Origin of the sequence: Microlunatus speluncae (assembly GCF_009299835.1) — a bacterium.
GTDB classification, from domain to species: domain Bacteria; phylum Actinomycetota; class Actinomycetes; order Propionibacteriales; family Propionibacteriaceae; genus Microlunatus; species Microlunatus speluncae.
The window spans coordinates 105,102-118,222 of record NZ_VKCZ01000005.1 but is presented as its reverse complement, the minus strand read 5'-3'; the positions used below and the strand labels follow the sequence as shown (position 1 = coordinate 118,222).

Sequence of the window (13,121 nt, the reverse complement as noted above, 5' to 3'; positions counted from 1 at the left end):
CGGTGCTCGTCACCTCAGCCGGCCGGAGGGCACAGGCCAGATGATCGACGCCGGGTTACCAGGAGCCGAGAGATCGCCCGGCGTCCGTCGATCCCGGGCCCGGCAGGCGAGCGTTTCTCTACCTGTGGCGACTTCCGCACCCTCCCCGGCCCCGCAGGTGAGCATTTCTCTACCTGTGGCGACTTCCGCACCCTCCCCGGCCCGACAGGCGTGCATTTCTCTACCTGTGGCGACTTCCGCACCGGGTCAGGGAGAACGGAACGCAACTGGTGTGCCCTTCGACAAGCTCAGGGAACGAACCGACCGAGCGGGTCAGGGAACGAACAGACGGCTGCCTTCGACCGAGTCAGGGGACGAGGAGGTCGACGTGGACCAGGTGGTGGTCGGAGGTGTCGTTGAGCCGGGCCAGGGGTGAGTCGGGGGTCGGCCAGAAGACGCCGCTGTCGCGGACCAGCAGACCGCGGGAGGGCAGCACGTGATCGACCCGCAGGTTGCCCGGGGCGGTGTCGGAGAAGTCGGCCGTGTCCAGAGCGGGGTCGCCGCGGTGGGTGGCGTTGGCGCCGCCCTGCTGCTCGGCTGCGATCACCGCGCCGGCGCTGGTCGGCCGCGAGTCGGTGATCTTGGGATGGTCCAGGAGCAGGGTGATCGCCCCGGCGACGCTGTCGCCGTCCAGCGGATCAGCGTTGTAGTCGCCGGCGATGACGAAGCGACTGCCGGGTCGCAGGCCGCCGCGCTGCCCGGCGTCGTCGTAGATGTAGCGGCTGGTCCGCGGTGACGAGACGTAGTCGGCCCAGAACTTGATCTCGTCATGGTTGCGCCGGCCGTTGCGGTCCTCCGGCCCGTCGAAGGTCGGCGGCGTCGGGTGCGCGACCAGGAAGTGCACCGGCCGCCGGCCGATCCGGATCGGCACGTCCCAGTGCGACTTCGAGGACAGCCGGAGCACGTCGAGGGCGGCGGCCGAATACCAGTCACCGGGGGTCGAGGTCGCGGGATCGTCCGGCAGCAGCGCTCCGGGCAGGTCCTTCCAGAGGAAGTGCTGGAAGGTACGGATCCGGTCGGTCTCGATCGGATACCGGGAGAGCACCAGCATCCCGTACTGGCCCTCGAACAGGCCGAAGCCGTGGGCATCGTTGCCGCCGCCGACGGTGCCGTTCCGGTCCAGGTCGAAGCCGGTCGGCACGCCGGTGTTGACCGGTGCCGTGTACGCGTACGGATAGTCGATCGGAGCGGCGCCCTGCTGCCCGATCTCCAGATAGTTGGCCCGGAAGGCGTCCGCGGCGGCATTGTCCGCCACGTAGTCGAACTCGTTGATCAACAGCACGTCCGGCCGGTTGCGCTGGATCACCTCCGCCGCCTTGCGCGCCTGCGGATCGTCGGGCGTCGCGAGGTCGGCCAGCAACTCCCCCGCCGCGCCGCGGTTGAGCGAGGCGTTGAAGGTCGCGAATCTGACCTGTTCCACCGCCTCAGCCTGCCTCGGTACGACCCCGACGGCCAGCGCGGCGGTCAAGATCATCAGCAGGATTCCCCGGGTTACAGGCACCATGGGCCGAACGATAAGGGATCCCGGTTACGGGCGGGTGCCCGGAAGCCGACACCTCAGCCGGGACGGGTCAGCCGGCGCGGGCGACCAGCTCCAGCGCGCCGAGCACCGTGGCCGCCCGCTCCGCCGGGGTCTGGTCGGACGGGCCGGCGCCGACCTTGGCGCCCAGGAGCGCCGGTGAGTCGGCGGCCGCCCGGGTGCGGACGATCTCGTCGGCGGTGAGCAGCGACGACGGTTCGTACGGTGCGGGCGGCAGGTGCGCGTCCACCCAGGCGGGGTGCCGGCCGACCGGGGTGTCGGCGACCCCGGAGAACATCAGCCCGCGCAGTTGGTCGCCGGCCTCCTTCACCTGCGCGACCGCGCCGTCCGGCGTGCGGGTCTCGATCACCGAGCGCGCCCAGTTGATCACGACGCCCAGCCCCAGCTCTCGGGTCACCGCCAGCTCGTCGGCCAGCGCCAGGAATCCCTTCTCCGGTTCGTGCCCGGGCACCAGCGCGTCGCAGTGCTCGACCAGCACCACCGCGCCCGCCCAGTCCCAGCTCACGATCTCGGTCAGCGACCGGCTCAGCGCCTCGGCGCTGCCGATCCGCGCCGGCGCCGTTTGCAGTTCGATCGCGGCCACGGTCAGCCCGGACCGCTGGACCGCCTCCCACATGGCCCTGGTCACGGCGATCGCTCGCTGCCGGCCGGCCTCGTCGGTCGAGGCGAGGCCGTAGCTCGCGTCGTCGCGGGTGCGCAGGCCGGTCACCGGCGCGGTCGTCACCACGTGCGTCCAGTCGCCCGGCAGGGCGCGTGCCGACCAGCGCGCCTCGTCGTCCACGTACGGCAACTCCAGGCCACCGATCAGATCGGACTCGGCAAGCCGGCGCAGGAACTCGGGCTGGTCGACCGGATCGGTCGGAGCGGCGGGATAGGCACCGGCGATCAATCGCATGGTCCCAGGATAAATGGAACCCCGTTTCATGCTCGACACGGGGTCGGGCCCGCCGCCCTCCCCAACCAGGTCGGCGCGGCGAGCCGTCTCGCGGGTGGATAGCTAGTGTCGTGTTGCCTGAGTAGGTTTACGTTTCCCGGCGTCCAGGTGCGTGCAGCGCAAGGCCGACGAGGAAGGCATATCGGGTCATATCTCGACCGAGGAGAACGCAGCGATGTGCGTGCCTGGGCGTCGGGAAACGTAAAGATACTCAGGCAACACGACACTAGTTGTCCCCGGGCACCGCCGAGATGATCTTGCAGGTCAGGCCGGGTTGACTCAGCTGAACCTTCTGGCGCTCCATGATCCGATCGATATCGGCCTTGGACAGGTTGGGTGCCTTGTACTGCCCTTCGCAGGAGATGATCACCGCGTCGCCGCGACGGGCCAGCGCGTCCCGCGGCGGCGCCGGCGCCGGCGCCGGCGCCCGATCATCGGCGGGCCGGACCAGCCGGCTGCCGACCGGCAGGCCCGGTTCGTCCTGGGGCTCGGCCGTGGCGCCGGGGATCACGATCAGGGACAGGGCTGCCGCAGCGAACACGGAGCCGGCGATTCGCAGTCCTAGAGCCATGATGAGGTTCCTTTCACGTCGTTGTCGTCTGCCCTGGAGTTGTCCGGACCCGCCGCTGAGGTTCCATCCCGGTCAGGTGACGATGATCACCAACTTGTCGCAGTACCTAGTGTCGCGGTGACGAAGTTCTGTAACGCTTGCCGGCGTCCAGGCACGCACCTCGCTGCGTTCTCCTCGGTCGATCTATGACCCGATAGGTCTTCCTCGTCGGCCTGGCGATGCACGCACCTGAACACCGGCAAACGTCACACAACTTCGTCACCACGACACTAGGAAGTTGATCACCGGCGAAGACCCACCGCCTCACTCGAGCAGCCAGCGCGCCTCGTCACCCAGCTCGCCGTGATAGATCAACGAGATGTCGCCCTGCCCCGGCGGATTCATCGGCGGCATCCAGCCGGCGACGCATTCACCCTGGCTGACCAGGGCCAGGTTGGGATAGGCCGGCTCCCGGTCCGGATCCTGTGCCCACGCGACGGCGACCCCGGAATGATCATCACGGACCGCCAGCCAGTCGCCGATGCGCACCGGCACCCCGGCCGGGAACTGCGCCGTCGGCGCGTCGACCACACAGGTCTGGACCTTGACCGCGATGCCGCGGCTGGTGCCGGACACCTCGTCGACGGTGATCTCGGCGTGCCGGAGCTCGGCCGTCTCGCCGACCCGCAGCACCATCGTCGAACCGCGCGTCGGCACGTGCGCCGGCGCCGTCGGCGTCGCGGCGGGCGTCTCCGACACCGGCGGCGTGGCGACCACGCTCGGGGCGGCGGGCTGGCCCAGCAGGTCGACGCCGAGGGCGGCGATGACGGCGGCCGCGGCCGCGGCGATCGCCGGGACGACATAGCCGGTACGTCGTTTGGCCCGGGGCCGCTGCCGCCCGACCTCGGCGATGATCTGATCGGCCCGGCCCAGCGGATCGGACCACTCGCGTTCGGGCGGCAGGTCGGGGGTGGATCGCTGAATCACTCGGGACCTCCCTTGAGCAGGCCGGCCAGCGGCGTGCCGCTGAGCCGACGGTGGGCCCGGTTGAGCCGCGACTTCACCGTGCCGACCGGCACCCCGAGGGACTCGGCGGCCTCGGCCAGCGAGAGGCCGGACCAGCGCACCAACGCGATCACCTCCCGCTGTTGCTGCGGCAGGACCTGCAGCGATTCGTTGATCTGGCGCATCGCCGACTCCGCGGCCAGCCAGGCGTCGGTGTTGTCGGCCGTGGCCACGTCGCGGTCGGCCGCGATCCGCGCGGCCAGCCGGGCCTGTCGGCGGGCCGACCGGAGCTGATTGGCGGCCTCCTTGCGGGCGATGGCGAACAGGATCGGCCGCGCCGACGGCAGCCGCAGCACGGCCAGGTCTCCGGCCACGGCCCGGCGCCAGACCGTGGTGAAGGTCGACTGGGCCACGTCCTCGGCGACCGACCAGGAACCGGTCCGCCGGAACGCGAAGTTGTAGACCGCGCGGCCGTGCCGGACGAGCAGGTCGCGGAACGATTCCTCGTCCCCGGTCCGCAGTTCTCGCCACAGGCCCGAGTCGTCCGGACCGGATTCGTCGGAGTCCGGGTCGGGGTCGGCCGCGACCGTCGACGCCGGCTCCGGAAGGTGGATGACCACACCCTCGTCGTACCGACCGTCCCGATCGTCGCTCCGCACGTAGCCTGACCTCTCGCCGGGTGCCATCGCACCGTCATCACCGTCCCTCGCTCCGCGGACGGGGTGCAACACCCCGCCATCGGGGAGGTGTCCACCACGCAGCGGAAGGTTCCCTCGGATTCCGATCCGATCGGACGAGACCGGTTCGGCCGCCCCGGCCCGGCCGGCGGCGGTCCGTAGACTCGGCGGGATGAAGATCATCAACGCTCGGATCATCGACGGCACGGGACGAGAACCGTACCTCGGGACGGTGGTGATCAACGGGGAACGGATCGCCGCCGTCGAGCCGGCCGCGGCCGGTTCAGTGACCGGCGAAGCAACGGACGCCGAGGTGATCGACGCCGGCGGGCGGATCGTCTGCCCGGGCTTCATCGACGCCCATTCCCATGCCGACAACGCCCCGCTGCTGGCCGAGGACGATCTGTCCAAGATCAGCCAGGGCGTGACGACGGAGATCGTCGGCAACTGCGGGTCGTCGCTGGCGCCGATCCGGGCCGGCGACGACGCGTTCGCCGAGGGCCCGGGACGGCTGTTCGGCCTCGAGCCCGACCAGCTGGGCGGCTGGCACAGCAGCACCGAGTGGTTCGCCGCGGTCGATGCCGCCGGGACGGTGACCAACGTCTGCCACCTGGTCGGTCACGGCACGCTCCGGCAGGCGGTGATCGGCCCGACCGCGGCCGCTCCGAGTGCCGAGGATCTCGCGGCGATGGGCCGGCTCCTGGACGAGGCACTGGACGCGGGCGCATTCGGTTTGTCGACCGGGTTGGTCTATCCGCCCGGCCGGTACGCCGACACCGAAGAGGTGATCGCGCTGGCCCGACGACTGCCGGCCGGCCGGGTCTATGCCAGCCACATCCGCAACGAGAGCGCCGGGCTGCTGGACGCGATCGACGAGGCGCTGCGGATCGGCCGCGAGGCCGGCTGCCGGGTCCAGGTCTCCCATCTCAAGGCGTCCGGCCGGGCCAACTGGGGTGCCGTCGGGCCAGCGCTGGAGCGGTTGGACGCGGCCCGGGCGGAGGGCCTGCCGGTCACCCAGGACGTCTATCCGTACGTCGCATCGTCGACCGGGCTCACCTCGACCCTGGCCGGCTGGCTGCTCGACGCCGGGCCGGCCGAGGCGCTGCGCCGGCTGCGTGACCCGGCCGTCCTGGACCGGCTCCGGGCCGAGGCGGATCCGCACTACGAGCGGATCATGATCTCCTCCACCCGTAGCCACGCCTACGAGGGCCGGCGGGTGCCCGAGCTGGCGACCGAGCTCGGCCTGGACCCGTTCGAGACCGTCGTCCGGATCCTGCTGGAGGAGGAGTTACACGTCACCACGGTGCTGTTCACGATGTGTGAGGAGGACGTGGTGACCGTGCTCCGGTCACCGCACAGCGCGATCGGCTCGGACGGGCTGCCGCCCGGGCTCGGCGGCACTCCGCATCCGCGGTTGTACGGCACCTTCCCCCGGGTCCTCGGCGAGTACGTGCGCCGGCGGAAGATCATCGGGCTGGCCGAGGCGGTCCGCCGGATGACCTCGCTGCCGGCCTCGATCTTCGGCGTCCCGGACCGCGGCACCATCGCCGCCGGGGCGGTCGCCGACCTGGTCTGCTTCGACCCGGACACTGTTGATCATGACGGCAGCTTCACCGATCCGGCGGTGCCGCCGGTGGGCATCGACTGTGTGCTGCAGGCCGGTCGGGTCGTGATCACCGACGGTGTCTGGGGCGGCACGCGCCGCGGCCGCCGGCTCGTCCCCGCCTGAGAGCCTGGATCCACCGATGATCTTGGATCTGTGGTGTCGCGATTTCTGTTCGGGCTGGGCGGGAACGAGGGTGTTCGTTCCCTGAGCCTGTCGAAGGGCAGGCCGGATGAGTGCCCCTTCGGTTTCGGCCCGACGGCCGGAAAGACGCACCAAGGACGGGCGGGTCAAGGCGGTCCGCCACGTCACGCGGCCGGGCGCCGGTGTCGAGCGGCGAAACCGCCGGCTGGCCATCCACTGTGACGTTTCCCGCCCGTTCCGTGCCGATCGAGCCGGGAAACGTCACAGTCGATGAACCCGACCACAGCCCAACCGGTACCCGGCCGGACATTCCCAGGAAACGCCGCAACCCGCCCGTCCTTGGCGCGTCTTTCATTCCCCGGCGGGCACCGAGCGGACCTGCCCGGCCGACCTCGAGCGACCGAAGCCTGTCGGCTCGGGTCCCCTCGATGGGTGCACCTGGTTGGCGCGACACCACGACCAAGATCATCGGTGGATCCGGGCTGAGCCGGTCGGACGACCGAACCGTCGGCGGCCGCTTAGTAGGATGGCCGTACTTCCTGAGCGTCGCGCCCGCCGCCGACGAGGTGTTGAGGAGCCCGACATGGACGACCACCGGCCAGAACCCGCGCCGCCCGACCGGCTCCGGGCCTCCGACGCCGAACGGGACCAGGTGATCGAGGAGCTCAATCGCCATGCCGGCGAAGGGCGGCTCACCTTGGACGAGTTGTCGGATCGGATCGAGCAGGCGGCGGGCGCCAAGACCCACGCCGAGCTGGTGCCGCTGACCGCCGATCTGCCGACCGAGGCCGAGGTCGCCGTGCTCCCGCCGCGCCGCGGCCACCCGCTCGCCTGGGACATCGCGGTCATGGGCGGCAACGACCGGGAGGGTCGCTTCTGGGTCGGCGACCGGTTCCGGGCGATCGCGTTCATGGGCGGCAGCGACATCGATCTGCGCAACGCGGTGTTCGACGCCGAAGAGATCGTGATCACGATCTACGCGATGATGGGCGGCACCACGATCTACCTGCCCGACTCGGTCGAGGTCCAGCTCGGCGGCTTCGCCCTGATGGGCGGCAATTCGCAGCGCGGCAGTGCCCGGGCCGCTCCGCCCGGGGCTCCGGTGATCAAGGTCAACGCCTACACCCTGATGGGCGGCTCCGAGGTCTGGCGGCTGCCGGTCGAGACCCGCGGCCTGCCGCTCAAGCAGGCCAAGAAGGCGGCCAAGCGACTCGAGCTGGAGTAGCCGGATCACGGACCGGCCGGCAACTCCTGCTGGAAGCACCACAGGTGGTGTTCATGATCGAAAGCGAGATATTCCCGGGCGCCGAACAGGGTCCGCAACGGCCGCTCGATCGTGGCGCCGGCGCGCACCGCGCGGTCGAAGTGGGCCGCCACGTCCGCTACCCCGACGACGGTCATCGCCGACGGCTCGGCCGCCGGGTCGGGCGCGCTCAGCCCCGGCCGGGGCCCGTGCAGCCGGATGTTGCCTATCGGTCCGGACAGCTCCGCGTAGCCGACGCTGCCGTCGTCGCCGCGGGCGATCACGCCGGGACCGAAGCCGAACATCTCGATCAAGGTCCGGTGGGCCAGCTCGACGTCGGCGTAGACCAGGAAGACGACCGGCTGCGCCGTGATCGGGTTCGGTTGCACCCAGTTGATCAACTCGCGGACTCGGGTCGGGTCCCGGCTCAGCTCCTCGATCGGTGCCTCCCGCAGCCGCCGGCCGAAGGCCACGGTGTCGATCAGCGCCGATTCGAGATCCTTCGTCTGCCGCTCGATCAGCGCGGCCACGTCGACCTCGTCCCGGTCCAGGACGCGCTTGATCTCGGCCAGCCCCAAACCGGCCCGGCGCAGGATGACGATGATCATCAGCCGGCGCACGTCGTCGGCCGAATAGAGCCGGTGACCGCCGCCGCTCCGCCCGGCCGGCGTCAGCAGCCCGATCTGGTTGTAGTGGTGCAGCGTCCGTACGGTCAGCCCGGTGGCGGTGCTCAGCGCGCCGACCCGCCAGTGCGGACTCGGGTCCGGGTCCGGCACCGCTCAGCCGGCGGTCGGGGTGATCAACTCGACCGTGAGCCCGGCCGGCCCGCGGACGTAGGCGGAGTAGCTGCCCCAGTCCGTCGTCATCGGCCCGAGCACGACCTCTCCCCCGTTGTCGGCGGCGAGCTTGGCCGCCGCGTCCACATCGGCGACGGCCACCTGGAACAGCAGCCCGCCGAGCGGCGGCACGTCGACCATCGCGCCGCGCATGATCGTCAGGTTGATCGACGGCCCCTTCACCTCGACGAAGCCGTCGTCACCGGCGACCTCGAGGCCCAGCGCACCGAGGAATGCGGCGGCCCGCGCCACGTCGTCGTTGGTCGCCATGATCAGGGACAGTCCCGCCACCGTTGAAGTATCCATAGCCCGCACGCTAGAACATGACGTAACGGCACGTTCAACCCCGTGATCGCACCGAACCGGCGAAGATCACTCCGGGCCGGTCAGCAGCACCGCGAACGGGGCGCCCTGCCGGGTCCGGTCCTCCAGCACGGAGAGCAGCCGCTGCCAGTCCGCCGGCTGCGGCACCGCGAACCGGCTCCAGTCCTTGATGATCACCGCCGTCGGATCGATCAGGTCGGTCAGCGAGTCCCACAGCGCGTCGAGGTTGCGGCCGAAGTAGCCGGGGAAGCCGAGGTCACCGGCGATCCGGTCATAGAACCCGTTCAGGTCATCGAACGGCTCGACCACGACCACCGTTCGCCAGCCGGCGGCGCTGAGCCGCCCGGCCAGGCTCGACTCGCCCGGACCGATCCGGTACACCCCGGATCGGCGCGACCCATCGAGCAGGGCGTCAAGATCTTCGGTCATGATCGGATCCTCCGGAACGACTGGTAGTGGTCATCCGTGTAGTAGAGGATGCGGTCGTCGTCGCCGGTCACGATCCGGCGCGCGCCGCGATCGTCCTCCCCCGGCGTCGGCACCGTGAACTCCCGGTAGTAGCCGGACGGACGATCGGGCAGCAACCCCTCGCGGTTGCCGAACGCCGCGCCGTCCTTGCGGTACGGGAAGGGCCCGCCGGCTCTGATCAGGTCGGCCGTCCGCCGGGCCTCGGCCGGAAGTTGATCGAGGTCGACCAGCTCCAGTCCGGACTCGGCATCGCGTTCGGTGACGGGCGGCGCGACGACGCCCACGGCACAGCCGGTGATCAACAAAGCGAGCGCCGCGAGCAGGCCGGCCAGCCACCGGGCCGTGGGAGTGATCATCGGCGGATCAGCGGTTCGGTCCGGTCCAGGCGGCCGCGGCCAGGGTGTAGGCCTCCATCACCGGGTCGGCCCGCCAGGCCTGACGCAGCCGCCGGCTCAGCCCGCGCGCCGCGGCCTCGGGATCGTCGGCCCGGGTGATCGCCCGGACCACCGCGACCCGCCGGGCGCCCGCCTCGATCACCTCGTCGATCGTCTCCGCGTCGATCCCGCCGATCGGGAACCAGGGCTTGGACTTCGGGTCCGCGACCGGGGCCACCCGCGCCGCGTAACGCACCAGGTCGAGGCCGACCGCTCGCCGGCCCGGCGCCCCGGGCGTCGGGTGGATCGGGCCGACACTGAAGTAGTCCGTGTCCGGGTCGGTGATCGCCGCGTCGACGTCGGCCCGGGAGTGACAGGTCCGCCCGATCAGCGCGTACCGGTGCACCTTCCGGCGCGCCGCCGCGGCCGGCCCGTCCTGCTGGCTCAGGTGCAGCAGGTCGGCCTCCGCCGGTCCGGACTCGGCCGAGGCGTGCACCACGACCAGCCCCTGGTACGGCTCAGCCGCGGCCCGGGCGAGCTGCACGGCCTGGTCGAGCTGTCGGTCCTTCAGTCCGGCCGACGCCAGCTGCACGATGCCGACCCCGCCTCGGAACGCGGCCGCCAGGAACTCGGCCAGGTCACCGGAGTCGGTGCGGGCGTCGGTGACCAGATAGAGCCTGGCCAGTCGCAGTCGGGCGCCGAGCCCCAGCAGTGCGGTCACGCCGGTCAGCCTAGTGCTGCTTGTCCTCGACCTGCGGTGCCAAACTCCTCGCGACATGCCGCACTACCAGGACTGACGACCCATCGCAGCGCCCGCACGATGCAGGGGCGGCACGACCTGCGTCCGCTATTCGGTTGCTTTCGGATGACCTGTACCCGCATGAGCGATCCAGACGACGCGATTTCCATCGTCGATCCAATACCAGATCCGACCGGCCGCGGTGACTTCGATCTGCCATTGCTCGTAGCCATGGTTCGTGCCCAACTCGCCCTTGAGCCGATGTTGCCGCGGAGTCGACGGCACGACTCGAGGCTGGGTCCGGAGCTGTTCCGAGGCACGTCGCGTGTTCGTGGCTGCCTGTGAGCACAACTCATCCCAGCCGCGTACCGCCTCGCTGTTCCCGTACCGAACGTCCCATTCTTCTGGGCCCGGCGGCGGGGCCACTCGTTCCTTACGTTTGGGCGCCACAGCCGCAGGTCACGCCATCGGTGCAGGCACCGGGCCCGCATCGGTGAGGGCCGCCCCCCGAAGGGACTGAAGAAGCTCCGGGTCGGCATACACCTCAGCGGAGTGCCGCCACTGCTCGATCACCGCGAGCACCGCGGCGTAGTTGTCGATCTCGACTCCGGCCTCCATCACGTCGACAAGTTCCTGGGTGAACGCGATCCGATCACTGCCGGGTAGGAACCGCACCCAGGCGAAGACCGCAGGAAGTAGATCGAGCAGATAGTGGGATCGGGTCGCCGGATCGTTCATGACTGCTCGCAGGAGGCGCACCGCGACACCGACAATCTGCTCCTCCTGAGCCGCTCGGGTGGCACCGACAAGAACGAGATCCTCCTCGACACCACGGCGATGGAGGCGTAGCGCCTGACGGGGGGACTGCTTCAGCTTGGCGACCGTGTCGACCGGTCGCTGAATCAGCTCGGTGAACGTCACTTCCTGCATGTCAGCCATACCTTAAAGGTAGCTTTGAGGTAAGAGTTACGCAATGCAACACCGAGGCTCAGGCCAGCAGTCTGGTCGGCTCGATCACGATCGGGACCGAGAACAGCCGCGCGTAGTCGGCCGCCGAGTCGAACAGGGCACCGATCCGCTCCGCGTACTTCGCCGTGAAGGCGGGCTGCTGGTCGGCCGGCGGCTGGGTCGGATCGACCCGCGCCCGACCCTCGACCCGGATCACGTCCCGGCCGATGTCGGTGACGTCGAGCGCCAGGCTGACCCGCGGGTTGTGCTCGATGTTGGCCAGCTTGCGCTTGTCCGGCCGGGTGTAGACCAGGAAGGTCTGGTCGAAGGAGTGCAGGAACCAGACCGGGACGCTGTGTGGCTGGCCGGCCCGGTCGACCGTGGTCAGCCAGGCGATCAGGTTGGTCGCCAGGCGCCGGTTGACCCGCTCCAGCCGCTCCGGTCCGAGGGCGCTACCACTGTCCAGGCCGCTTGTCGTCGTCACCCGGTCGACGGTAGCCGTCGGCGCCGACAGTCCCCGGCGGGTCGCCCGCGCTTCGGGCACCAGGCAGAATCGAGGGGTCCACCGGACCGTCCGGTGGGCAGGCGAGCAGTTCGGGAGACGATCTTTCGTGTCGGGGGAACGAGGTCCGCAGGGGCCGATTCGAGGTGGGCGCGGCGCGCCGGAACTGCATTCGACCCGTCCCCTCCTAGACTCCGATGCAGGCCAACACGGCCACTTCCCCACCGTGTTTGGAGCAGGCGTGACGATGACGAGCGTTGGCGACCCCTTGGTGGGTCGCGTGCTCGACGGGCGCTACCGGATCACCCGTCGATTGGCCCGTGGCGGCATGGCCACGGTCTACCAAGCGGTCGACGCGAGGCTCGCTCGAACCGTCGCCGTGAAGGTGATGCATGTCGGCCTGGGCGACGATGTCGAGTTCGCCCGGAAGTTCGACCGCGAGGCCCGTGCCGCCGCCCGGCTGTCCCACCCCCAGGTCGTCGCGGTCTTCGATCAGGGCGCCGACGACATCGGTGGCCAGGGCCGCCGCCCGTACATCGTGATGGAGTACGTCGAGGGCCAGACCCTGCGCGACGTGATCGGGCGGGACGGCGCGATGCCGCCGCACCGGGCCCTGGACCTGATCGAGCCGGTGGTGCGCGCGGTCGCCGCCGCCCACGATGCCGGCCTGGTGCATCGCGACATCAAGCCGGAGAACGTCCTGATCTCCGACCGCGGCCAGCTCAAGGTGGCCGACTTCGGCCTGGCCAAGGCGGTCAGCTCACAGACCTCGACCGCGACTCAGGGCGTGCTGATCGGCACCGTCTCCTACCTGCCGCCGGAGCTGGTGGTGACCGGCAAGGCCGACGCCCGGTCCGACGTGTACAGCCTCGGCGTGGTGCTCTTCGAGTTGCTCACCGGACGGAAGCCGCACACCGGCGAGACCCCGATCCAGGTCGCGTACGCCCACGTCCACAACGACGTGCCGGCCCCGTCGACGTACCAGACGGTCGCCCCGATGCCGCCGTACCTGGACGCGCTGGTCGCCCGGATGACCGCCCGGCAGCCGGAGCTGCGGCCGCACGACGCCCGGGTGCTGCTGAACCACATCCACCGGGTCCAGGGGGCGCTGCGGGAGGGGCTGGCGGACGATCCGCGGCTGACCGAGGACCTGGCGCTACGCGGGCCCACCGGCTACGACCCGGGCACCGAGGTC

At 70.5% G+C, this 13,121-nt stretch carries 14 protein-coding genes and 1 pseudogene; 3 read left to right on the top strand and 12 right to left on the bottom strand.

The window, feature by feature from the left end:
• Positions 1–346: 346 nt before the first annotated feature.
• From FNH24_RS08310 to FNH24_RS08290, 5 genes are all read right to left on the bottom strand, one after another.
• Positions 347–1,543, bottom strand: a complete 1,197-nt coding sequence (locus FNH24_RS08310) for an endonuclease/exonuclease/phosphatase family protein (protein WP_152361697.1) — start codon at positions 1,541–1,543, stop codon at positions 347–349.
• A gap of 67 nt (positions 1,544–1,610) precedes the next feature.
• Positions 1,611–2,474, bottom strand: coding sequence for a DUF4862 family protein (locus FNH24_RS08305; RefSeq protein WP_161606052.1), 864 nt, complete (start codon positions 2,472–2,474; stop codon positions 1,611–1,613).
• A gap of 265 nt (positions 2,475–2,739) precedes the next feature.
• Positions 2,740–3,084, bottom strand: a complete 345-nt coding sequence (locus FNH24_RS08300; RefSeq protein WP_152361695.1) for a hypothetical protein — start codon at positions 3,082–3,084, stop codon at positions 2,740–2,742.
• 303 nt (positions 3,085–3,387) lie between these two features.
• Entirely contained in the window at positions 3,388–4,050 is a 663-nt protein-coding gene (locus FNH24_RS08295; protein ID WP_152361694.1) for a hypothetical protein, read from the bottom strand.
• Entirely contained in the window at positions 4,047–4,727 is a 681-nt protein-coding gene (locus FNH24_RS08290; RefSeq protein WP_217428104.1) for an RNA polymerase sigma factor, read from the bottom strand. Before FNH24_RS08290 ends, FNH24_RS08295 begins: the two co-directional genes overlap by 4 nt.
• Before the next feature lie 190 nt (positions 4,728–4,917).
• On the opposite strand from FNH24_RS08290, the gene FNH24_RS08285 reads away from it, so the two are divergent.
• Both FNH24_RS08285 and FNH24_RS08280 read left to right on the top strand, forming a co-directional pair.
• Complete coding sequence (locus FNH24_RS08285; protein ID WP_152361692.1) at positions 4,918–6,474, top strand: N-acyl-D-amino-acid deacylase family protein; 1,557 nt, start codon at positions 4,918–4,920, stop codon at positions 6,472–6,474.
• A gap of 601 nt (positions 6,475–7,075) precedes the next feature.
• On the top strand, positions 7,076–7,717 hold the full coding sequence (locus FNH24_RS08280; RefSeq protein ID WP_161606051.1) for a DUF1707 SHOCT-like domain-containing protein: 642 nt from the start codon (positions 7,076–7,078) through the stop codon (positions 7,715–7,717).
• A gap of 5 nt (positions 7,718–7,722) precedes the next feature.
• Here the strand turns inward: FNH24_RS08280 and FNH24_RS08275 are convergent, their stop codons facing one another.
• The 7 genes from FNH24_RS08275 to FNH24_RS31395 all read right to left on the bottom strand — a co-directional run bounded on the left by FNH24_RS08275 (position 7,723) and on the right by FNH24_RS31395 (position 11,908).
• On the bottom strand, positions 7,723–8,511 hold the full coding sequence (locus FNH24_RS08275; protein ID WP_152361690.1) for a MerR family transcriptional regulator: 789 nt from the start codon (positions 8,509–8,511) through the stop codon (positions 7,723–7,725).
• Positions 8,512–8,514: 3 nt separating this feature from the next.
• Positions 8,515–8,877, bottom strand: a complete 363-nt coding sequence (locus FNH24_RS08270) for a VOC family protein (RefSeq protein ID WP_152361689.1) — start codon at positions 8,875–8,877, stop codon at positions 8,515–8,517.
• A 66-nt stretch (positions 8,878–8,943) separates the two neighbouring features.
• Positions 8,944–9,324 (bottom strand): barstar family protein, encoded by a 381-nt coding sequence (locus tag FNH24_RS08265; RefSeq protein WP_152361688.1) that lies wholly within the window; start codon positions 9,322–9,324, stop codon positions 8,944–8,946.
• Positions 9,321–9,719, bottom strand: a complete 399-nt coding sequence (locus FNH24_RS08260; protein ID WP_152361687.1) for a guanyl-specific ribonuclease — start codon at positions 9,717–9,719, stop codon at positions 9,321–9,323. The genes FNH24_RS08265 and FNH24_RS08260 overlap by 4 nt, the downstream gene beginning before the upstream one ends.
• Positions 9,720–9,726: 7 nt before the next feature.
• On the bottom strand, positions 9,727–10,458 hold the full coding sequence (locus FNH24_RS08255; RefSeq protein ID WP_246186807.1) for a thiamine phosphate synthase: 732 nt from the start codon (positions 10,456–10,458) through the stop codon (positions 9,727–9,729).
• Positions 10,459–10,935: 477 nt separating this feature from the next.
• Positions 10,936–11,415, bottom strand: coding sequence for a hypothetical protein (locus FNH24_RS08245; RefSeq protein ID WP_152361685.1), 480 nt, complete (start codon positions 11,413–11,415; stop codon positions 10,936–10,938).
• A 49-nt stretch (positions 11,416–11,464) separates the two neighbouring features.
• Positions 11,465–11,908, bottom strand: a complete 444-nt coding sequence (locus tag FNH24_RS31395) for a TIGR03667 family PPOX class F420-dependent oxidoreductase (protein ID WP_161606050.1) — start codon at positions 11,906–11,908, stop codon at positions 11,465–11,467.
• Positions 11,909–12,173: 265 nt separating this feature from the next.
• Here FNH24_RS31395 and FNH24_RS32565 point away from each other — a divergent pair.
• Positions 12,174–13,112, top strand: a pseudogene (locus FNH24_RS32565) (protein kinase domain-containing protein); the annotation flags it as partial.
• Positions 13,113–13,121: the final 9 nt, after the last annotated feature.